21 protein-coding genes are annotated in these 21,269 nt (G+C 46.6%); 9 read left to right on the top strand and 12 right to left on the bottom strand.

Going from position 1 to position 21,269, the window contains the following annotated elements:
- Positions 1 to 228 precede the first annotated feature (228 nt).
- Positions 229 to 1,122 carry a haloalkane dehalogenase gene (locus tag LFX17_RS19095; RefSeq protein ID WP_238731784.1) on the top strand — a complete coding sequence of 298 codons (894 nt, stop codon included), beginning with the start codon at positions 229 to 231 and terminating at the stop codon, positions 1,120 to 1,122.
- 13 nt (positions 1,123 to 1,135) lie between these two features.
- Here LFX17_RS19095 and LFX17_RS19090 read toward each other — a convergent pair whose 3' ends face one another.
- The 6 genes from LFX17_RS19090 to LFX17_RS19065 all read right to left on the bottom strand — a co-directional run bounded on the left by LFX17_RS19090 (position 1,136) and on the right by LFX17_RS19065 (position 6,091).
- Entirely contained in the window at positions 1,136 to 1,843 is a 708-nt protein-coding gene (locus LFX17_RS19090) for a FecR family protein (protein WP_238748392.1), read from the bottom strand.
- A gap of 159 nt (positions 1,844 to 2,002) precedes the next feature.
- On the bottom strand, positions 2,003 to 2,548 hold the full coding sequence (locus LFX17_RS19085) for a HAMP domain-containing protein (protein ID WP_238731782.1): 546 nt from the start codon (positions 2,546 to 2,548) through the stop codon (positions 2,003 to 2,005).
- A gap of 60 nt (positions 2,549 to 2,608) precedes the next feature.
- Complete coding sequence (locus tag LFX17_RS19080; protein WP_238748390.1) at positions 2,609 to 3,760, bottom strand: FecR family protein; 1,152 nt, start codon at positions 3,758 to 3,760, stop codon at positions 2,609 to 2,611.
- 18 nt (positions 3,761 to 3,778) lie between these two features.
- Positions 3,779 to 4,279, bottom strand: coding sequence for an RNA polymerase sigma factor (locus LFX17_RS19075; RefSeq protein ID WP_238731780.1), 501 nt, complete (start codon positions 4,277 to 4,279; stop codon positions 3,779 to 3,781).
- A gap of 152 nt (positions 4,280 to 4,431) precedes the next feature.
- On the bottom strand, positions 4,432 to 5,193 hold the full coding sequence (locus LFX17_RS19070) for a DUF547 domain-containing protein (protein ID WP_238748381.1): 762 nt from the start codon (positions 5,191 to 5,193) through the stop codon (positions 4,432 to 4,434).
- Between the two features lie 340 nt (positions 5,194 to 5,533).
- Entirely contained in the window at positions 5,534 to 6,091 is a 558-nt protein-coding gene (locus LFX17_RS19065; protein ID WP_238731778.1) for a DUF1564 domain-containing protein, read from the bottom strand.
- 162 nt (positions 6,092 to 6,253) lie between these two features.
- On the opposite strand from LFX17_RS19065, the gene LFX17_RS19060 reads away from it, so the two are divergent.
- Complete coding sequence (locus tag LFX17_RS19060) at positions 6,254 to 6,595, top strand: hypothetical protein (RefSeq protein WP_406600545.1); 342 nt, start codon at positions 6,254 to 6,256, stop codon at positions 6,593 to 6,595.
- Positions 6,596 to 6,943: 348 nt separating this feature from the next.
- Here LFX17_RS19060 and LFX17_RS19055 read toward each other — a convergent pair whose 3' ends face one another.
- The 4 genes from LFX17_RS19055 to LFX17_RS19040 all read right to left on the bottom strand — a co-directional run bounded on the left by LFX17_RS19055 (position 6,944) and on the right by LFX17_RS19040 (position 11,767).
- Positions 6,944 to 7,225: a TIGR04454 family lipoprotein gene (locus LFX17_RS19055; protein ID WP_100764322.1), complete on the bottom strand. Its 282-nt coding sequence runs from the start codon at positions 7,223 to 7,225 to the stop codon at positions 6,944 to 6,946.
- On the bottom strand, positions 7,222 to 9,186 hold the full coding sequence (locus tag LFX17_RS19050) for a glycoside hydrolase family 5 protein (protein WP_238731777.1): 1,965 nt from the start codon (positions 9,184 to 9,186) through the stop codon (positions 7,222 to 7,224). Before LFX17_RS19050 ends, LFX17_RS19055 begins: the two co-directional genes overlap by 4 nt.
- 6 nt (positions 9,187 to 9,192) lie before the next feature.
- A complete protein-coding gene (locus tag LFX17_RS19045) occupies positions 9,193 to 10,074 on the bottom strand; it encodes a patatin-like phospholipase family protein (protein WP_135780171.1) in 882 nt (293 codons plus the stop codon).
- A gap of 481 nt (positions 10,075 to 10,555) precedes the next feature.
- Entirely contained in the window at positions 10,556 to 11,767 is a 1,212-nt protein-coding gene (locus LFX17_RS19040; protein ID WP_238731776.1) for an MFS transporter, read from the bottom strand.
- A 114-nt stretch (positions 11,768 to 11,881) separates the two neighbouring features.
- Between LFX17_RS19040 and LFX17_RS19035 the strand changes: the two genes are divergently transcribed.
- From LFX17_RS19035 to LFX17_RS19015, 5 genes are all read left to right on the top strand, one after another.
- Positions 11,882 to 13,159 (top strand): acetyl-CoA hydrolase/transferase family protein, encoded by a 1,278-nt coding sequence (locus LFX17_RS19035; protein ID WP_238731775.1) that lies wholly within the window; start codon positions 11,882 to 11,884, stop codon positions 13,157 to 13,159.
- Between the two features lie 124 nt (positions 13,160 to 13,283).
- A complete protein-coding gene (locus LFX17_RS19030) occupies positions 13,284 to 14,093 on the top strand; it encodes a UDP-2,3-diacylglucosamine diphosphatase (protein ID WP_238748371.1) in 810 nt (269 codons plus the stop codon).
- Positions 14,094 to 14,140: 47 nt separating this feature from the next.
- Complete coding sequence (locus LFX17_RS19025; RefSeq protein WP_238731773.1) at positions 14,141 to 15,769, top strand: FMN-binding glutamate synthase family protein; 1,629 nt, start codon at positions 14,141 to 14,143, stop codon at positions 15,767 to 15,769.
- Between the two features lie 154 nt (positions 15,770 to 15,923).
- The gene (locus tag LFX17_RS19020) at positions 15,924 to 16,655 is read left to right on the top strand and encodes a Yip1 family protein (RefSeq protein ID WP_238748363.1); all 732 of its coding nucleotides are present in this window, start codon (positions 15,924 to 15,926) and stop codon (positions 16,653 to 16,655) included.
- Positions 16,656 to 16,657: 2 nt separating this feature from the next.
- Positions 16,658 to 17,089 carry an acyl-CoA thioesterase gene (locus LFX17_RS19015; protein ID WP_238731771.1) on the top strand — a complete coding sequence of 144 codons (432 nt, stop codon included), beginning with the start codon at positions 16,658 to 16,660 and terminating at the stop codon, positions 17,087 to 17,089.
- 19 nt (positions 17,090 to 17,108) lie between these two features.
- Here LFX17_RS19015 and LFX17_RS19010 read toward each other — a convergent pair whose 3' ends face one another.
- Both LFX17_RS19010 and LFX17_RS19005 read right to left on the bottom strand, forming a co-directional pair.
- The gene (locus tag LFX17_RS19010) at positions 17,109 to 18,014 is read right to left on the bottom strand and encodes an LA_0442/LA_0875 N-terminal domain-containing protein (protein WP_238748361.1); all 906 of its coding nucleotides are present in this window, start codon (positions 18,012 to 18,014) and stop codon (positions 17,109 to 17,111) included.
- 7 nt (positions 18,015 to 18,021) lie between these two features.
- The gene (locus LFX17_RS19005) at positions 18,022 to 19,644 is read right to left on the bottom strand and encodes an aldehyde dehydrogenase family protein (protein ID WP_238748339.1); all 1,623 of its coding nucleotides are present in this window, start codon (positions 19,642 to 19,644) and stop codon (positions 18,022 to 18,024) included.
- A 195-nt stretch (positions 19,645 to 19,839) separates the two neighbouring features.
- Here LFX17_RS19005 and LFX17_RS19000 point away from each other — a divergent pair, with 195 nt between their 5' ends.
- Both LFX17_RS19000 and LFX17_RS18995 read left to right on the top strand, forming a co-directional pair.
- Positions 19,840 to 20,199: an LB_289 family protein gene (locus LFX17_RS19000; RefSeq protein ID WP_238731768.1), complete on the top strand. Its 360-nt coding sequence runs from the start codon at positions 19,840 to 19,842 to the stop codon at positions 20,197 to 20,199.
- A 465-nt stretch (positions 20,200 to 20,664) separates the two neighbouring features.
- Positions 20,665 to 21,216, top strand: a complete 552-nt coding sequence (locus tag LFX17_RS18995) for a PadR family transcriptional regulator (protein WP_238731767.1) — start codon at positions 20,665 to 20,667, stop codon at positions 21,214 to 21,216.
- The last annotated feature ends 53 nt before the right edge of the window (positions 21,217 to 21,269 follow it).

Genomic DNA, 21,269 nt, shown 5'->3' with positions numbered 1-21,269 from the left:
ACAATGCTTGTATGAGTTCCTACATTCTCTCCCTAAAAATCCGGAGTGACCGAAAATCGGCGGCGACCACAAGAATTTCCCTCGATCCAAAGTCGGAAGCGGTTCAGTCTTATCCCTGTCATCGGGTATTCGCAAAAGGCCAACACGGACATTTTTCGCTGACTCAAAAAGTTCCGCTCCGAGAAAAATGCTTCCCCGATTGAAAGCTTATAAGATCCTACTGTCCCTATGCAAATCCTAAGAACGCCGGACTCCGCTTTTGAAAATCTGCCCGGGTACGACTTCAAACCCAACTATGTGGAAGTGCAAAATCTGAGAATGCACTACGTAGAAGAAGGAAACGCCGAAGGCGAAACCGTTCTTCTCCTTCACGGAGAACCGTCCTGGTCTTATCTCTACCGAAAGATGATTCCTCCGCTCGCAGCCGCGGGGTACCGAGTGATCGCGCCAGACCTAGTCGGTTTCGGAAAATCCGATAAGCCGGACGATCCGCAATTTTTCACCTATCAAACGCACATGGATTGGTTGAAGGAATTTATGGAAAAACTGGATCTGAAAAGGATCACTCTGTTCTGTCAAGATTGGGGCGGACTTTTGGGACTTCGACTCGCGGCTGAAAATCAGGACCGCTTTTCCAGAATCGTCGCGGCCAACACGTTTTTACCCACAGGCGATATTCCGCCCAAAGAAGACTTCTTAAAGTGGAGACACTTTTCGCAGAACGTGAAACGACTGGCAATCGGAACGATCGTAAAGAACGGTTGCACTTCCGAACTCACGAAAGAAATCGTAGCCGCCTACGACGCGCCCTATCCCGACGAAACCTACAAGGCGGCTGCGCGAAAGTTTCCCGCATTGGTTCCGATCACACCGGACGATCCCGCATCCGCAGCGAATCGAAAGGCTTGGGAGATTTTAAAAACTTGGAAGAAACCGTTTCTCACCGCGTTCAGCGACAAAGATCCGATCACAAAGGGGGGCGATATCTTTTTTAGAAGGTTGATCCCCGGTGCGAAAGGACAAAAACACGTCACGATCGCCAACGGAGGACATTTTTTGCAGGAGGACAAAGGGGAAGAATTGGCCGAAGTCGTAAAAGTCTTCATCTCGGCCAATCCTTAAGGCAAATTGAATATTATGATTTTGGAAAGTTCTCCAGAAGCTCCTTATTTTTCAACTTTTGATCCTTGAGCATCTGATAATTCTCGGCCTTGATCGCTTTGAAGTTTTGGATGATCTTCATCTTTTCCTTCATGAATTCCTTTAAGGGCTCGAGCAGAAGTTCTTTTCCGTTCCAAGAAGCTTGTTCCCCCGTTTTAAGATCCAATTCTCCGCCGGAGGAAGAATTGACGGCGACCTCTCCTTCATTCACGAAAACTCCGTCGGGTATATCCGAATCGTCGTTGCGGGGAGCCTTATTCTTTTCTTCGCTGATCACGAACTGAGTTCCGCGAACGCCGGCCGTATAAGAAGTCGAACTAACCTGAAGATCTTCCTTCTTATTCGATTTTTGAACGTTGGCGAAAAGTTTCCCGGAAACCAAAGTCACCTTGGCCGTGTTTTTGGAGTTATCGGACAAGAGTTCCGCGATTTCGATTTTCGTAAACGGCGCCAAACGGATCACCGCGTTCGCACCCAACTGAAGATCGGCCTTTCCGTCTCCGGTTTCCACCTTCGCGTTTTTGGTAAGAACCGTGTTCTTCTTCAGCGTTTCCGTTTTACCGCTTTGAGAATACTGAACTTTTCCCGTAACGAATAAAGCGATCGCAACCTCTTCGTCGGCCGATAGGACTTGGGGAACAAGGAAAACGATGGAAAGAAAAAATAAAACCTTACGAATCATACCGGAAAAATTTACACGGGTTCCCGAAAAAATCCACAATAAATTTCCCGGTTTGAAGATCGGCTCTCGCAAAGATCGAACTTCTTTTTCAATCCCGGCCGTCTTACGTCGACGCCATAATCGGAAGACGATCGGACGTAAGAGAGATCGGAAGAAAATTCAGCCGTTGCCGTTGTTGATTCTTCTTTCGATGACTTGATTGAGAAGATCGGCGAGTTCCTGAAACTCGTCGCCTTTGCGGATCTTAATCTTCTTAACGGGCTCTTCCCCCGCCGCCATTTTTTTGAGATGATTTTTGATATTGTAAACCGGCCCGGCCATCTTGTGAGAATAGATCACCGTAAAGATCGCGGTCATTCCGAGAAACAAACCGGATAAAAGAAGAATTCCGTTCACCTGAATCGTAAACATGTCCAGTCTGTGATCGTAATCCGGCAGAAAGATTTCGCGTTCCACGAACTTTTCCTTTTCCACTCCGTTCTGATCTTCGAATCCCTTTTGATAGACCTTGACCGGATCGTTTCTTAAACGGAAAACGACTCCCTTATCGAACTTCGTGTAGTTCAGCCAATAGAGAAATCCCACTGTTAAGAGTAAGCCGAAAACGATCAGCAGAGAATAATTCAATAAAAACTTGAGTTGAAAGTCCCGGTCGATGATGTAGTTGCTAAAAATTCTTTTTTTACCGGGGTCGTTCTGTGTCATGCAAGGTCCTCGGGACTAAATTTCCCGATTTACCGGCCGACTGTCAAAGAGAATTTGATTTTAGTGGAGTTGAATCACTTCGGAGATCGACGCTCTCTCGATCGTGATTTCTCTTTCCAGAGTTTGAACATACATCGAGTTCTCGTCCATATCGACGATCACACCTTCGATCGATTTCCCATCGACCAGAACGATACGTTCCATTCTTTGAAACTCCGTTAAGAGTTCTTGTTTACTCGCATACGCCCGGTTTTTATCGCGAGGAATCGCATCGATAGGAAGTTTTTCGAACTCCGTTCCGAGACGGTCCTTTTCTGCGTCGTTCAAACGGCTACGGACAAAGCCCTTTTGATTTACGAAAATTCCCTGATTCGGTTCAAGAACCTGTTCCCCTTCCGGGGCTGTATTTTTGGATTCTTCACGAGCGCTGATCGCAACGCGTCCTTCGAGAACCCGAACCCGAGTTCCTTCTCCCGGAACGTTTTGAAAGCTGAAGCTGGTTCCCCGGACTTCGGCGCTTACGTTCTCGGAACGAACGATGAATTCTTCTTTTTTAAGATTCTTATGAATGTGTGCGAGCAGTTCGCCTTTTTCCAGATCGATTCCTATCTTATAATGTGTGGAAAGATCGATCAAACGGAACGAAACTTCCGAGTCGGGAAGAATTCTCACTGCGATTCCATCGGAAACTTTCAGATTCAGAATCGCACCCGGAGCGGTAACGACCCTTTGGCCTTCTTGGATTCGCACGCCGGGCTTGAGGAGAATTTTATCCTTCGGATCGGAAGAAGTTAAATACGCGTCCCCTTCCACCTGAGAAATTTCGACGCCGCCTTTTTCGGAACCGACGGGGGATTTATCTTTTAGAATAGAATAATATCCTAATGTAACGGCGAACAAAAAGATCGCCGCGGCGGAAAGCCCGATTAGGAGCTTATTCTTTGCAAAATCGGAAAAGGATAAAACGTTGTTTTTGCGGGTCGCCGCGATTCCGTGACTTGCATTCGAACGATTTAAGGTAGAATCGTCGGATTTTTCGGAAAGTGCGCGGGCATAGAGGGACTCGAAGTCTCCTTCTTGGGGCGAATATTCAACCCAGGAATTGCTTAAGCCTTTGGCCAGCCATTCCACAGAAGGACTCAAATCGTTCCGCTTCCCATCGAGCAGAATTTCTTTAATCTTCTCTTCCCTTTCCATTCCCGATTCTTCCATTTTTATCGATACTCTTAATCAGGGTTTCAAATTTTTCTTTTCCGCGATTTCCGTCACCTTCGCAGTCGCCTTTACGATCAAACGCGAAGCGGTCGAAACCGATATATTCATAATTTCCGCAATGGTCGTCAGATTGTAATCTTCCATAAACCGAAGAATCAAAGCATACTTCTCGTCCTCTTCTAACTCATCCAAACAGTCGAGAAGACGCTCTTCCAAATCCTTGAGTTCGGCCTTTCTGACGAAAGAAAGCTTTTGTTCCTGAAAGTCCTGCATTTCCGGATTTCCACTTTCCTTTACGGTGGAAAATTTCCGAGAGTGATTGATGGACCGATTTCTGGCGATCGTGTAAAGCAAACGGACCGCCTGTTCCCGATCTATATCCGTGTCCGCATACTTCCTGAAAAAATTCAGGAATGTGTCCTGCATGAGGTCCATCGCGACTTCAGGATTCCCGGAGCTGTATTTATAGAGGAAATCAAAGATCTTTCCGCTGTACTCTCGATAGAGAGCATCCATAAAATCTTTCCGGGAGGTCATTGGAACTAAGTTGAAGAGTGAGAACCCGATTTCAAGTAAATTCCTCTGCCGCTCCTGCCTTCTATCCTGAGTTAACAGAGCGATTTCGGTTTTTTTTCAGATCGACGGTTTTTTTTGGAGGTTCTCGAAGATTATTTCTTTTGATTCAAATTCCAGTCGTAATCCAAGTATTCGACTTCCGAATTGGCCGGAACCGGAGAAAGTCCCGAGTTGGAATTGAAGAAGTTCACGAGATTTCCGGATTTCCGCGTGAAATCTTCCTGGAACCACTGAAAGATCTTCGAAAGATACAGAACGTTTTTTGTCGCATTGTATCGGTTGTAGTTTGGGTTGGAAAGAAATCGTTTTGCCGCGCTTGAAAGCTGGCTTTCCAGCTTAGAAGGTTGAAACGCCTCTTCGAGAAGCGGTGGACATCCTTTGGATGCGCAGTTGATCGCGAAATGAATTCTCGGTTCTTGAAACTCCCTTCTCAGTTTTTGATGTTCGATCCAATCCAAATTCTTTTTAGATCCTAACAAAGAGAAGAATTCCATCTTCCACGGTCCCGTCAAAATTCCTCCGAGTTCCTTGATGCTTTTCAGAGGATAATGATCCAAGATCAGCCGAATCGTAAACGCGTTGTATGCGTTGATCAGAAAACTCAGTTTTTCCGTTTGGCTAAAGGAAGAATATTCGGCTTCGGAAACGGAACTCAACGTTTGCAGGTAAGAATCCAGAGCGGCTCGGTTATTTTTCCAAGATGTATAATCGACGGAACCTTCTTTGACATACTTTTTGAGTTCGGCGTTAAAAGAACCGTGTTTATGATCGAAGGCGAACAGGCTCGCGCGGCCGATAAAACCCGAACCGATCCAAACGAGAAGAATCAAAACGATCGTAGCCGTTGTAGACATTGACAATGGATTTCGACCGCGGGTTCGGCGGATAGGTCCTTGTTTGTTTTCCGATGTAAAATCGTTCGATGGATCGAGTTTATCGGTTCGGAAAAACCATTGAAGATATTTTATAATTTTACTATGTACTAATATATGTTCGTCTTTCATAAAGCCGAATTATTCCTTTGTATTCGTATGGGGTTCGTGCGATACAGTGTTATCTTTGTATGATTTACAGCGAATTGCAATGATTTCTTTTCGGAATCGTCATGTGGACATGCGTAAACCGCAAAAAAACATCCTCCCCCATTGGACCTATTTAAGAATTCAGTGTGTGCGTATTCGCGTTTGATTGGAATTAGTTATCTTCGAAGATTTTTCGAGAAAAATAATTCCGATAGTCCAAATCCTGTGCGTAAATTGGGTTCGGTTCGAATTGAAATTCGCGAGTAACCGTGTTGGAGTTGAAATCGAGGGTCAGAATATTCCTGTAGACATCGTGAAAGGTGGGAGTTCCCACAGAAACCGTTTCCACAATAGAATTCCCGACTCCGATCTCTTCCAACCAAAGCAGATAATTCACTAAAAAACAGCGGGACACTCCGTGAGAGGCCGCAAACGAAGCGAGAATGGAAACGATTCCAGTTCCCATTCTAATATTCATTCGGATCAAAGGACCTTGATCTTTCTGATACATCGTCTTTCCCGGTTTAGAATTCAAACGCGGCATCGCTACGATATACTTTGCATATCTACGGATCAGCGTCGGAATCCGTTTCGGCAAATTCTTCCGATCTTTCTCATTCAATCCAGTCCAGTAGCGTTCGGGAATCAAAAACGTTTCCACGCTTGATTCACCGTCGACGATCCAACGTTTTCGAACTTTTTGGGTTTCAGCCAAGATGATATTTCCCATATCAAAACACGGTTCTTTCAAACGAAAGCCGAGCCCGCATTAACAAGAAAAACCGCATTTTCTACTTCCAAAATCGCCCCTTTTTTTCGATAAAAATCTTAGGCGCTCCTTCGTCGAATTCGACTTCGAAAATTTCGGCGGCGGGATTCCAACCAAACCAAAATGATTCTACAAATTCGAACGTTTCTTTTATCGATTTTCGTTTGGGGGGAAATCGTTTTGGTCTTCGGATTGTTCCACGGGACCGGGACAGGAACTCACTCGTCTCTTTTTTCCCAAGAAAAACAGCAACAACGAGAACAAGCCGAAACAAAACCGCTCCTCCGCGTCTTTCCATCATTTCGAAAGGAAGAATGTGATTGGGCGATTCGTTGGGATATTTGTATGAGTTGCCTAAAGATCGGGAGAAGATACGCGCAGAAGATTCACTTTTATCCTTCGGGACCGTATCGGGAACACGGTTGTTATTCCGACGAAGAAGGTTTTTTTCTGATGGATGAATAAAATCCGAATCTCTCCGATTCGAATCACGGGAAACAAAAGTAAATCGTATCAACCACGGTTTACTTTTACAACGGTAAGTTCGTCGGTAATCTAGCGCTAAGGATGTGGAGCGTGCGAAGCAGTCGGCTCGTTCGAGACGACCGAAGGCGATAGCCGCAGCGCGGAACAAGCCTGGCCTGCGATTTTTAAGAAAAGTATTGTTGGAAGCCGAACTCGAGCAGGAGCGCCCAAACCGAGGGAGGGTGCGGCGGAGAAATTAAACCGAAAAGAATTTAAGCCGATCGTTATAGGAGTTCAGCACCCCGCCCGACCGAAATCGGACAAGCGAGGCGAGAAGTAGGAAAAATCTTATTTCTTACAAGCCTGGATTGCAGGAATACTTTTTGCAGACTTAAGACAAGTGAGGTCGAATTTTCCGGACATACATTCTTTTTGTAATACGGGAACCAAGGTCGCTTTCATAGTCGCGATATTTGCAGTATCATCCGCTTTTTGTCCAGCAGTCAGATTGGTTAACATTTCTTCAACGATAGGAGCACACTCTTCCGCTGAATGTTTTGGTCCGCCGCACATTACAGTTAATGAAAGAACTGCAAGAGCGCTTAGGGAAATCATGAGAACTTTTTTCATCTAATCTTCCTCTTTTGAGTATTGGGAACCACTTTAACCCGATCTTGTTCCCTGAAAAGTGATTTTTTAGACGGGAGAATAGTTATTCCATAATGTTGAATTCCTTTTTCTCCCTTAAATTTTAATATTTTGGCGCGGGAATCATATTGATACGTACCCGCATTAACCAATACCTCAAACCCGGTTTTATAATGAATCTCGGGGATAAAGATTTCGGTTTCCGGAAACAATTCCCCTTCCTGCCGAAACGAATATTTGAACAAGGATCGTTCCATATCGAAGGTCAATGCGATCGGCAATCCTTTCGTTCGAATCGGATACGGACGACTGAAAGCCCGTACCGCCCTTCCTCCGTCTTCATCGTAAGCAGTCGGAGTGTCCATCGAGTAAATCGAAAGATCCTCTTCGTTCCAACGATCGCCCAAACTATGCGTATGATCGGGCGTATAATTCCACAACGCAAGATGCACGAAATTTTTTTCCACGGCCTTCATGACCCGATCCAGCGCTTTTTCCAAAACTCCGTAGTCTTTTTTGAGATAGGCCGCGCGCTGATTCAAATCCATCGGAATTCCGGTTTCCCCGATCACGGTCGGACAGTTACCCATGTGTCGTTCGGACATTTCGCGGATCATACGGATCGTCTCTTCGTAGGCCTTGTCTATATTTTCTTTTCCGAATATAGGTTTTTGCTTAAATACATGAACCCCGAACCAGGGATAATACCGTTTGAGCATCAGCACGGAAATATCGTACCAATGCGTTGCGTTCACGATCGAACCGTGATTCTTTTTCGGAGTTTCCTTCCATTCGAGTTCGAGTCGGGACGGGTCGCTTTCGATAAAGATATGAAACCGACTTTCCACCTTCTGCACTCGTTCCTTGAACTTCCTGATGAACGGCTGCATGAAGTCGGAATAGAATTCGTATTTTCTCCCGTTCTTTTTGTAAAAATATTCGGGACGAAGCATCATAGGCGCTCCGTTCGGATCGTAGTCCCAAACACCGTGATTTCTCCAGATACACTGATGCCCGCGCTTCCAAAGAGGAATTCCGCCGTTGTTCAACCGAACCTTCCCCCAAGGCAAACTCCAAAAACCGAGCATATACGCTTGTTCCGCCGAAACCGCGCGTCCTTCGGAAAGATACATTTCCTTAAACGGAGAGGTTTTGATCACCTTACCGAATCCGAATCCGTCGAATTCTCCGAGATTCTTTTTACCGATCCAACCGGGAGACGGTTCGTTTAACGAGTCGAAGCCGACTACGTTTTTATACTTCTTGAGTTTACGTACGATTTTGAGTACGGATTCGATGTAATGATCCTGTAAAAAGTCCTGCGCGTTTTTGCCGCCGATCTTCGTATCGGGTGCGAATTCCCTTCCTCCGAAAAACAAAGTGAACATCGTGGCGCACGCGTATTTCTGATAGTTGAGAGGCCACGACATTCTTCGGTAATTTCTTCCGTGATGATGATGTACGATCGCGGTTTCCGAATCGCGGATCTTGGAAATATCCATTCCCAGTTCCTCCAAGGTCCAGCCGGGCGCTCCGTCTCCTCCGGTAAATCGGGACCATACGTCCTGATGCGGATCGATAAACAGATACAATCCTTTTTGAGCCGCGAGTGCGACCATTCTCTCCACGTAATCGACGTATTCCGTGTCGTATTTTCCGGGACCCTTGTGTTCGATTCCTTCCCACGTTATGAGAAACCGCAAAAAATTGAATCCCCATTTGCGGAGACGATCGAAGTGTTCCGCAGCCTGATCCTCTTCGAGAGGTCTTCCCACGAACGAAACGTTTCTATGATTGAAGAAGGTTAAGGTCTGATCGAAGTGTGTGGTTCCGTCCGGTTTGGAGGGAAGTTTTGCCGAACCGGAAAGATTCACTCCTCTCAACTGATAGATCGCTCCGTCTTTTCCGGTGAAATGTCCGTTCTTAACGAATAATTCTTCCATAATATTCTAATATTCTCCGAATTGAATTCTCGCGTCCTCGTAGCCGCGGCTGATCAGATAATCCGCCTGCACCTGCGAGAAGTTCAAAATACTTCCGAATCCGAGCGAGGTTCTCGGTCCGATCGTACGAATTTTCAACTCGGGCCGATCGGCGCTGGGGATGGAGAGAAGGGAGGAAAGTCTGGACTTCTTTCTCTTTCTCTTTTTTTTCTCGAAGTTCAAGTTTGACATCACGGTTTGATACGAACCGATGAGCGAAAGCTCGAATACGCGTTCCAAACCTTCCCGTCTCGTTTTCGGCAAACCCATGTCGATTCCCCCGACGGGTGAAAGAAGGACTACGACGATATCCGTCGCGCCCCGTTCGACCGCCGGAAGGATCGGGGTGTTTGCCATAACTCCCCCGTCCCAGTGAGGTTTTCCGTCGACGTATTGCCAAGGGAAGAACATCGGAATCGCCGAAGAAGCCATCACATGTTCGATGTCGATTTCCTTGTTTCTAAAAAATACGAGTTCCGCGGTGAGAATGTTGACCGCCGTGATAATGACTTCCACGGGATTCTTCCGCAACTTGCGGAAGTCGAGATGAGAATACAAAAGATTTTTGAGAGGAGTCGTATCGGTTAAAGGAGAATAGCTTTTGACGAAGATGTCGACAAGATCGTTCCAAATCGAATAACGCATCACCTTCTTCGCTTCGATGGACTTCCACAACTTCGTGATTTCCATCGCGTTCATCCCGCAACCCATCGCGGTAGCGGTAATCGCTCCTACGGAAGTTCCGCAGATGATATCCGGTTTGAATTGGATTTCTTCCAAATAACGGAGAACGCCCGCTTGGTAAGCGCCTCTGGCTCCGCCTCCGGATAAAATAAGGGCACGTTTCATTCTACCTGAATCTCAAAGGGTTTAAAAAATGTGAAGAATTTTCGGTTTGTCGAGTGAAACTCAAAGGGACAGATTTTTTCGAAAGAGGGAAACCTCCTGAGCGACTGCATCGTTTCGTCGACATCCATCTGTCGAGATCGGAAGCTCGAGAATGACCAGTTCTCGAAACTCAGAAAGGTCAGCGGTCTGATTGGATTGCAATGTCCCGACTACGGCTGTATTGCAAGTGAAACCCGGGCTATTGCTCAGCCACCTCACCGGTCAATTGTTTACAACAACTATCATTCACTAGACCACCTCCTTTTCGTGTGGCCGCAGAATATTCTGTCTCATTAAAATGTCAAGAACAGAGCGATTTTTTTGAGAATTTTCTTTCCTGAAAGGAGCATCGAGCGGACACCGCGCTTTCATCGACGACATTCGGCAAAAGCCGCGATTCGCGCCGCCTTCGGCGGCGCGCAACAAAGAATCAACAAATGATTTACGAAACTGCCTTCACTCTGGAAATCAATATCATCGCGATCACGTTAAACCCCATTGCAAGAAAACCGGCCACCTCGTAGTTTTGATACGGAGCGGTCGGAGTCGCCGCAACCAAAATGCTCCCCCCGATCGTAGCCCCGAGTCCCGAAGCCAGGTTTTGCAACGCGGAGATCACCGTCATAAAACGTCCCCGGTCCTTCGGCTCGGTCGTGGATGTGATCAAAGCCAAGGCGGGAATCCATCTTCCCGATACGATCACCATAAAGGCGGTCGTCAACGTCACCACCGTTACGAGATCGGCCTTACCGAGATTGGTCATGATAAAAATCGGAATAAAGGATAACGGAACCAGAATATAGAATACCTTGTGTTTTCCGATCTTGTCGGAAGCGATCCCGACCAGTCTCGAAGAAAAGAAGGTCACAAGCCCGCCGAAGAAATAAATCCAAGAGATATTCTCTTTGGGAATTCCCACGTTCCGCTCCATATAAGGCGCGATAAACGGAATGACGGTAAAACCGCCGAGGATCACGAACATGATAAGCATATACGAAGCCATGTATCGTTTGTATGTGAGAATCCGGATGAAGTTTTGAATCGGATTGTCTCCCGCGGATTGAAACGGAGGAATGCTCGGAAGATGATAATACATCAGAACCAGAATCGGAAGACTCAATAAAACGATTCCCGCAAAGGACATGTTCCATCCGTAAAATTCGGCGACTTTCAAACCCAACGGAATCCCGATCACGGAAGAAACGGAAAACGCTCCCATGATCGCGCCGGTCGCCCTTCCCCTTCTTTCCATCGCGATCACGTCTCCTACGATCGCAAAGATGACGGAACTCAGAATTCCTCCGAACGCTCCGGAAATGATTCTCGCCAATAAAAGAAGAATGTACGAATCGGCAACGGCACAGAACGCGGTGCCTACGATAAAACCGGTATATAAGAAAATTGCGGCGGACTTTCGGTTGAAACGATCGATAAAAAGAGCGCCTACGATTCCCGCCGCGAACGCGCTGTATGTATATGCAGAAATCAGAAAGGAGAATTCTCTCGGATTGATATGAAACGCTTCTTGAAAGTAGCTTCCGAGAGGCATCATGATTACGAAGTCGAGAATGTGAGTGAATTGAACGGCCGCTAATACGAAGATCAGCATCGGTTCGGATTTTACATGAATGTTGCGAGAAGGGTGGGAAGACATAGATATTGGATAGCATGAGAAATGTCAGTTTCCTGTAGATAGAAAAACGGGAAAAATGGATTGAACGACTGGAATTCCCGCAAAAGAATCCTCACAAAAAAGGAAATCCACCATATGAAAGTTAAATTTATTTCCGCAAATTCGGCCCTTTCCTCCGTCAAAGCGGGTCAAAGAGTTTTCGTTCACAGCGTGGCGGCCGTTCCGACTCTTTTGATCGAAGCGTTGACCGCCCGAGCCGGCGAGTTGTCTAACGTGGAAATGATTCACCTTCATACCGAAGGAGACGCTCCTTATGCAAAACCGGGAATGGAGGGAAAATTCTTTACGAACGCTTTGTTCGTCGCTGCCAATATGCGCAAGGCCGTGGAGGAAGGACGGGCCGATTATATTCCGATTTTCTTAAGCGAATGCCCTTTGTTGTTCCGCAACGGAATTCTTCCTTTGGACGTCGCCTTGGTACAGGTTTCCCCTCCCGATAAACACGGCTATTGTTCTCTCGGAGTTTCCGTGGACATCAGCAAGGCCGCCGTGGAAACCGCAAAGATAGTGATCGCGCAAGTCAACGAAAACATGCCCCGCACACACGGAGACGGAATCATCCACGTCGACAGAATTCATTCTTTGGTGGAAGGACATCAAACGTTGTACGAACACGTTTCCGAAACGCCGTCCGAAGTTGAACTCTCGATCGGAAAAAACGTGGCCTCTCTTGTGGAAGACGGAGCGACGTTGCAAATGGGAATCGGAGCGATCCCCAATGCGGTCCTAACGTGCCTGACTTCTCACAAAGATTTGGGAATTCATACGGAGATGTTTTCGGACGGAGTGATGGAACTCGTTCAAAAAGGAATCATCACCGGAATTCATAAAAAGAAACATCCCGGAAAAATCGTTTCCGGCTTCGTGATGGGAACCCGCAAACTCTACGACTTTATCGACGACAATCCGGAAGTTGCGATGCTCGATATCGGTTATATCAACGATCCCCACGTGATAAGAAAAAATCCGAAAGTCACGGCGATCAATTCCGCGGTGGAAGTGGATCTGACCGGACAAGTTTGTGCGGACACGATCGGAACAAGACAATATTCCGGAGTCGGAGGTCAGATGGATTTTATCCGAGGCGCCTCCCTTTCGGAACGAGGCAAACCCATCATCGCCTTACCCTCTTCCACTTCCAAGGGAGAATCCAGAATCGTTCCGATGTTGAAACCCGGCGCCAACGTGGTCACAACACGCGCGCACGTTCACTACATCGTGACCGAATACGGAATCGCGAATTTATACGGGAAGAATTTACGACAAAGGGCAAAAGCCTTAATCGAGATCGCTCATCCCGATCACAGAGAAAAACTCGAACGAGAAGCGTTGGAACGGTTTAAGATTCTTTAAAAAAGAAACGCGGAAACGGCGCGGTATTTGTCATCGAATTTTATTTTTTATACGAAAGAATCGCATCGGAATCGTTTGACGAAAACGTCGTTTTTCGTCAAATTGATTTTGAAACGACTTTCCGATGAAATTTGAAAGGGACAAAGTTTATGAAGGAATTTTTCTTTCGGACGTTCACTACCTTCTCAATAAAAAAATAAAATCCCACAAACACAAAGAACTCTTTCAGTTCCTGGATCATCTCGAAAAAAAGAACGTCCGCTTTCAAACGATCTACCTCGTGGGCGACATCATCGAGAATTGGTTTTTCAGCGCATCTCGCAAACTCCGCCGCAGTAAAAAGAAATTCAACAAACTCTTCGACAGACTCGACTCTTTATCGGTCCGTGGCGGCGACAAAATCTACATCGTAGGAAATCACGACTCGACTTCGTATCTGATGAGCCTTCCTCCCAAGATAGAAAAGTATCTAAAGGAACGGGATTGGCAAGTCTGCGAAAAAACCGAAAACGAAACCCTGATTGCGGTGCACGGCCATCAGGGACAATACAACCGGTTCACCTGGATCGGGTCGATTTTTCTATTACGTTTTTTGCATGCGATTGCCGTACTGATTCCCAACCTTTTCCGTTATTCGGAAGCGTTCTATCAAAAACACCTGAACAGACAGGACCCTACTACGACCGAAGAGATTCTGCGGTATTACGAACGTCTATCTAGAATCACGCACCAAGGAGATCGACTTTTGATTTCGGGTCACACACACGATTTTCTTTGTATTCCTCATTTAAGAATCGTCAACACGGGGGATTGGGTGAAAAGCAACAGCTTCGTATTACAAGACGGATCTCATTTTATCGGAGCCAAGATGAACAAACGGGGAGAATTCTCCAAAGAATTCGTTTACAAACACAAGGAAGATTCCTCCGTTTAGTAAAAATATTTCTTGCTTAACCTTTTCAAAAGGTGCAGAATTGCCGGATGCAAATTCCAGGCTATTCTACGATCTTGCAGTTCATTTCGGAAAATCCTTGGTCTTCTTTTTTTTACGCGATGGGAACATACACACTCATCGCTCTCGTTCACGACATCGTTCAAAGAAGGCATGCAATCAAACATAACTTTCCTCTTGTGGGAAGAATCCGATATCTCTTTGAAACGATCGGACCGGAGCTAAGGCAATACTGGGTCGCGAACGACAAAGAAGAAATGCCGTTCAATCGCGCGGAACGTTCCTGGGTTTATGCGACCGCAAAAAAACAAAACAACAACTTCGGATTCGGAACGACCGAACTTTTATACGAAGCCGGTTATCCGATCATCAAACACAGCGCGTTTCCGTTTCCCGAATCCAAGGTAAAACATTTAAAAAACGATTCTTCCATGATCCCCTGTCTCAAAGTCATCGGAGAATTTCACAATCGCAAAAAACCGTTTCGTCCTCCTTCCGTAGTGAACATCTCCGCGATGTCGTACGGCTCACTCGGGAAGAACGCAGTCTCCGCTTTGAACAAGGGCGCGATGATGGCGCATTGTTATCAGAACACGGGAGAAGGCGGGATCAGCCCCTATCACCAGTTAGGCGGCGATATCGTCTGGCAGATCGGAACCGGTTACTTCGGCGCGAGAGACGCGAACGGAAAATTTTCCTTGGATCTTTTCGGACAAAAGATTCACGAAAACCCCCAAATAAGAATGATCGAAATCAAACTTTCGCAAGGCGCAAAACCGGGCAAAGGAGGAATTCTCCCCGGGAAAAAAGTCACGAAACAAATCGCGGCGATTCGAGGAGTTCCGGCCGGACAAGATTGTGTTTCGCCTAACGCGCATTCCGAATTCGGAACGGTGAGCGAATTGATCGACTTTATCGAACGCCTTCATTCCGCGAGCGGACTTCCGGTGGGAATCAAAAGTGCGATCGGTGAAATTCATTTTTGGAACGAACTCGCGGAACGGATGAAACAAACCAACAAAGGACCCGATTTTATCACGATCGACGGCGGAGAAGGAGGAACCGGAGCGGCTCCCCTCGCTTTTGCCGATCACGTCTCCCTTCCGTTCAAGGTTGGGTTCGCGCGAGTGTATCAGATCTTTCAAAAGGAAAAACTCTCCGAAAGAATGGCTTGGATCGGAAGCGGTAAATTAGGATTTCCTGATAGAGCCATCGTAGCCTTCGCGATGGGATGCGATCTCATCAACGTAGCACGGGAAGCGATGATGTCCATCGGCTGCATTCAAGCGCAGCGTTGTCATACGGACCATTGTCCCGCAGGAGTCGCGACGCAGAACCGCTGGCTACAGGCCGGGCTCGATGTGGATCTCAAAGCGGAACGGAACGCGAATTACATCAAAGGACTCCGCAAAGAAGTTTTGTCCGTAACGCACGCAGCGGGCTACGAACATCCCCTTCAGTTCCGAGGAAGCGACATCGAGATCAGCGCAGGACTCAACATCTTCAAAACGTTGGAAACGATTCTCGGTTACGAAAGAGATCACGTTCATTTTACGAAGATGCTCGATTATACGGATCACACGTATTTGGAAGAATATATGCAGGGTGTCAGCAAAGTGGAACACCCGAACCACGCGACGAACAATCATCCGAAGTAAGACGCTCTTTGTGATCAAAAGATCGATAACGAGCGATCTAGAACGCGATTCGTAGAAAGCGTTCCGCCGAGTTAAAGAGGGTCGCCCGTGGAATCCAAATTTACCACTTGCAATCCCGCTTTTGCGTTCGATTCTGTGCGAAAGCGGAGATTTCATGTTTCAATTTTCTTTTTCATTCTTAACCGTCCTGGAAGAAGCGCGGGACGTATTGATCAGACCGGTTTCATTTTTCAAAGAACTTTCCAAAACCCCGGAAGAATCTCTGATTCCGTTATATCTGCGTTCCCTGATTTTTATGGGCTTCTTATACGGGATCGCCGTACTCAGCATGACCGTCTTGACGCCGGACGGTTTTTCCAATCCTCCCCTCTCCTTCTTATTATTGGAAATGCCGCTCGCCTACTTTCTCGCGAGTTTTATCGTATTCCCTACTTTAGGTTTTCTTTATATGTTTTTCTCTTGGATTTGCGGCGGAGATAAAAGCTGGAAATCGAACTTCCGAGCCAGCACCGCGGTTCTCGGAATTTTTTGGGTCGCATTGCTTTTACAGAGTTTCGGAGGACTCATCCATCCGTATCTCGGAATCGGACTCGGAATCGCGTTTACCGCATACGTCCCGATTCTATTCTACCTCGCGTTGACTTCGTATCTCAAAGCGCCCGTACAAAGAACCGCGATCGTACTTACGATTTTTGCGGCGATTCTTCTCTATTTGCAATACTCTAAAGTTTCCTCGTATATCAACGATTACAAGATGATCGAGAATATGAATTCTCACAAACCTCTCACAAGGGAAGAGGAAGAACACGGAGAACAAGAAGCCGCGGAGATTATCCGTAAGGCGATGGAAAAAGCGAAAGCGGAAGGACATGAAACTCAGGAATAGTTATGGCAAGAATTCAACTGGAACTCCCGAATAAATTCGTCTGGTCCGTCGACCTAGACGTTCGAATCTACGATATCAATTTTGCGGATCATCTCGCACACGACCGCGTGATTTCGCTTCTTCACGAAGCGAGAGCGCGTTTCTTTTTGGAACACAACTACAACGAACTCAACGTGGACGGACTCGGGATCATCATGACCGACATCGCCGTCGTCTATAAGGCGGAAGCGTTCTTTCGGGATAAGGTCCGAGTGGAAATCACGGCGGGAGATTTCAATCAGCGCGGTTGCGATATCTATTATAGAATGACGCACGCGGACGGACCGGCCAACGGCAAAGTGATCTGCGAAGCGAAGACAGGCGTGGTTTTTATGGATTACTCAACTCGTAAATTGGGAAATCTTCCGGAAGGTTTCCGAAAGATTTTTCCTTAATTCAAGACCCGCGGCGGGATCAGATTCGGATTCCGAAAGAAAACTGAAGACTCGGTTCCGTAAAACGATACGAAACGTTGGAATTGGAAAGAAGCGTGTTCCTGATTTGAGCCGAGAGAGCGATCACTATGGAATCGCCGTTCCATTGAACCCCCGTTCCCAACGATAAAGTGCCGTGAAAAAACGGATCGGAGTACATTCCGGTTCGATAACTTCGTCCGAATCCGAACGCGAACTGTGCGAACCAGGAAAATCTCTCCCCATCGATCGGATAATATTTCAAACCCGGTAGAAAAGAAACCGTTTCCACCCGAAAAGAGTTCGAGGTTCTAAACGGCGTATAACCTTCGTCAAGCGAGGACAACGCCAGAAGAGTCGTGGAAGATTCATTTTTTTGAATATTATCCGGACCGGGTAAAACCAAAGCGGCGGCTCTCGGATTCAAGAATGCGTTCGACGAACTGCGGAAATCGAAACGGGAATTTTCCAACCCCAGAGTGATTCCATATCTGCCTTCAAAACGGGTTTCCGCCTGAAGAAACACCGACTGAACAAGAACCGAAAAATTTCCGATTCGATCCGGTTCTGCGATACGGCTTTCCCAGAAGGAAACCCCCGAAGAATAAGAAACTCGACCGGCCCCTGAAGAATTCGGTTTTTTCGAACCTTGGTTTTTCGGAACGTTCGACGCGGAAGGTTCGGATTCCGATTTCACTTCCGCCATAACGATCCGTTTCACCGAGCTAGTTTCGATTTTTCTAATATTGCCCGATTCGTCTTCGACGAGAATCACATCTCCTCCCATCGTAACCTTTACGTTTCGAAGAGCCTCTCCGTCCTTGAGAAGAACGGTGTCCGCAAACAGAAACGAAGGAACGCAGAGAAAAAAGAAAAATACGAAACCGGTTCGATGATAAATCCTCAAACGAAATTCAAACCTTCCAAGAAGTGAACATCTTGCCGATCATGAAGATAGTCAGCTTCGTTCCGTTTACGAGCAACGAAATCGGATTCTTGGAAAAGTTAAACCGCATCGCGGCGAGAATCGCTTCGTACGAGGTTTTGTTAAACGGATACCACCATATATTCCTTTTGGAAGGAATGATGTCCCAGTTCACGAGCTTAGGCTGAGTCATCTCGTCGAAACCGAGGCCGGAATGGGTTCTTCCCAAACCCGATTCTTTCCAACCGCCCCAAGGAGTTTCGGATTGACCGTGCGTATAGAGGTGATCGTTGATCGTCGTCGCACCCGATTCGAGTTTTTTCGCGATCTTTTTGCCCAGACTTAAATTTTTGGTCCATACGGAAGAAGTCAGCGCCATCGAAGAATCGTTTGCAAGAGCGATCGCCTCTTCGATCGTTTTGAATTTCATCACGGGAATGATCGGACCGAAATTTTCTTCTTTCATCAACTCCATCTGGTGATTCACGTCCACCATCAAAGTGGCGGGATAAAAGAATCCCTTCGTGTTACCGCTCGGCTGCGATTGTGCTACGATCTTAGCGCCTTGTTTCACGGCGCCGTCCACCTGGCGTTTTACCGTATTGAGTTGTTCTTCCGTGGTCATGGAACCCATTTCCACGTCGAAATCCCGGTCGGCTCCGTGGCGAATCGCTCGGGTTTTGGCCGCGAGCAAGTTTACGAATTTATCATATACCTTGTCTTGCACATACACGCGTTCCACACCGCCGCAGGATTGACCCGCGTTTTGGTAACCGGCCCAAGCCGCGCCGTTCGCCGCACGTTCGAGATCCGCGTCTTCCAAAACGATCATCGGATCCTTACCGCCCAGCTCCAAAGACAAAGGGGTTAAGGTGGAAGCCGCTGCCGCCATCAAAGTTTTTCCGGTCGCAACCGAGCCGGTAAAAAAGATCTTATCGATCTTGTTTTCAAAGAAGGATTTGGAAACCGCTCCGCCCGAACCGACGATATGATAAAAAAGACCTTCGGGTAATTCTCCGGCGGCGACGATCTTATCGATCGCTTGACCCACGAGAATCGTCGCTTGCGCGACCTTCAACAGAATCGCATTCCCCGCCATCAACCCCATCGCGATTTCCCCGAAAGGAATCGAAAGAGGATAATTCCACGGACTGATGATTCCGACGACGCCGAGCGGAACGCGATGCAGTTCGTTCTTCTTATTAAAAAATAAGAATGTGGACATCGGAAGTTTTTTCGGTTGCAGGTGATGTCTTGCATTCTTCGCATACCAGTCCGCCGCGAGCGCGGCCGGAAGAACTTCCGTAGCAAGCGCGTCCATTCTGGATTTGCCGTTATCCTTGCTCACGATGTCCGCGAGTTCTTCCGCGTGTTCCACGATATAATCTCTCATCTTGAGAATGTGCTTTTTGCGGGTGGCGAATTTTGTCTGAGCCCACTTTCTTTGGGCCTCGCGGGCTTTATTGAAAATTTCGGGCATTTTTGCCAGATCCGTGTTCGGAACTTTTCCGATTTCTTCCAACGTAGCCGGGTTTTGCGACACTTGGAAACCGGTTCCCATATAATTGCCGTTCGTTTTCGATTTTGTATCTGCGATTGCACTCGTTGCCATTTCAAATTCTCCTATTTTCTCTTCCTATATCGATTCTAACGCCCATAACGATTGTTCGGTCCGTCTATAGTACAGAGAGAATGGAATTTATAACAAGCGTTTTTGCAACCGGTCTCGGGGGCTTCCCGGGAATCTCCTATACATGAAAAGCCCCCGTAAAAAACTGGCTTATCAGCTATACTTGAGGGTTTTTCTATGAAACGCACCGAACTGGAAAGAAGAGAAAGAGACCTCCGCAAGGCAGAAAAAAAGACACAGCTTCAAGAAAAGAGGCTCGCCTCCGGAAAAGGAACTAGCGTAGGAGATTACATCGACGAGTTGTCCGCGCTCTTCCGTTATGACGCGACCGAAATCTTCAACACGGGAGACGACATCGCGGTCTTGGAATTATTGGAAGATATTCAAGCGAATCTCCCCGCGAAACAGTGGGAAAACGTGCTTCGTAAAGCGATCAAAAAGACCGGAGTTCAGGAAAAAGAAAAAGCATACAACGAACTCAAAGAATTGATGAACGACGAAGAAGAATCGGAAACGGCGGAAGAAGTCGGGGTATAACCCGGCTTTTTCTTTTCTCCGCCGTACAGGTGCGACAACATCCGATCGCGCCGAACCGGCAAAAACCCCACGACAACTCGGATAGAATATTCCTCTTTTTCCGATCCTTTAGATCCCAAAGAACTCCTTCGATGTTTTTCAACTTACCGGATGGACGAGAAGTCACTCGAAAGTCATGCCGATTTTTCTCGAAACAGCGGCCAACCGAATCTTGAATGCGACCAGTTGCTCACATTCAAAAAATCGCTGAGCTTCGCATCAAATCCGATCTTACGGAATCATAAATTTTGCTTGATCTCTCTATCTACCAGATAGTATCTGAAAGATATATCTCTCATTCTATAGATTGCGCGACTTATTTTTGCCGTCTCGGTTTTCCATGAAATTTCCGGAAAAACTCTATTCTCAATTGTTAAATCAGAAATCGCAAAACTCCTCAAATCATAAGGTTCAAAATCCCAAATAATGGCCCGTATCAACAAAACGCGTTATGCGCTCTTGGGTATCGTAGCACAAAGTCCCAAAAACGCCTATGAAATCAAAAAAACCATCGAACAAACCATCGGATTTTTCTGGCAGGAAAGTTTCGGACAAATCTATCCGATTCTCAAACAACTCGAAAAAGAAGGATGCCTTAAGTCGTCCAAAGAGAAAAAACGAACCGGCCCGGAATCGACGATCTACAAGATAACCCCCAAAGGAAAAAAAGAACTTAAGGAGTGGCTGGAAAAGCCCGTCGAAAATTTTCCCTATCGCAACGAACTTCTTTTAAAGCTCTTTTTCGGCAATCACGTGGAAAAGGAAATACTCATAGGACATCTGCAACATACGAAAGAGGAAGTGCAACGTCTCACCGAAATTTATGCGAACATCCGAGGCTTTTTGGATCAGCATGAAAATCCGAAAGTAAACAAGATATTGAGCCTGATCACTCTCGACTTCGGCATTGCAACCGCGAAAAGTTTTATGGAATGGGCGGAAGAATCGAAAAACAAAATAAAAAATTCGGATTTTTAAACTGAAATCGTTTTTCTACTTTTCACGTCGTCTAAATTGACTTAGGCTACAAC

Origin of the sequence: Leptospira sanjuanensis, assembly GCF_022267375.1 — a bacterium.
GTDB classification, from domain to species: Bacteria; Spirochaetota; Leptospiria; order Leptospirales; family Leptospiraceae; genus Leptospira; species Leptospira sanjuanensis.
The sequence above is the reverse complement of the archived record's forward strand: the minus strand, read 5'-3'. Positions and strand labels throughout refer to the sequence as shown.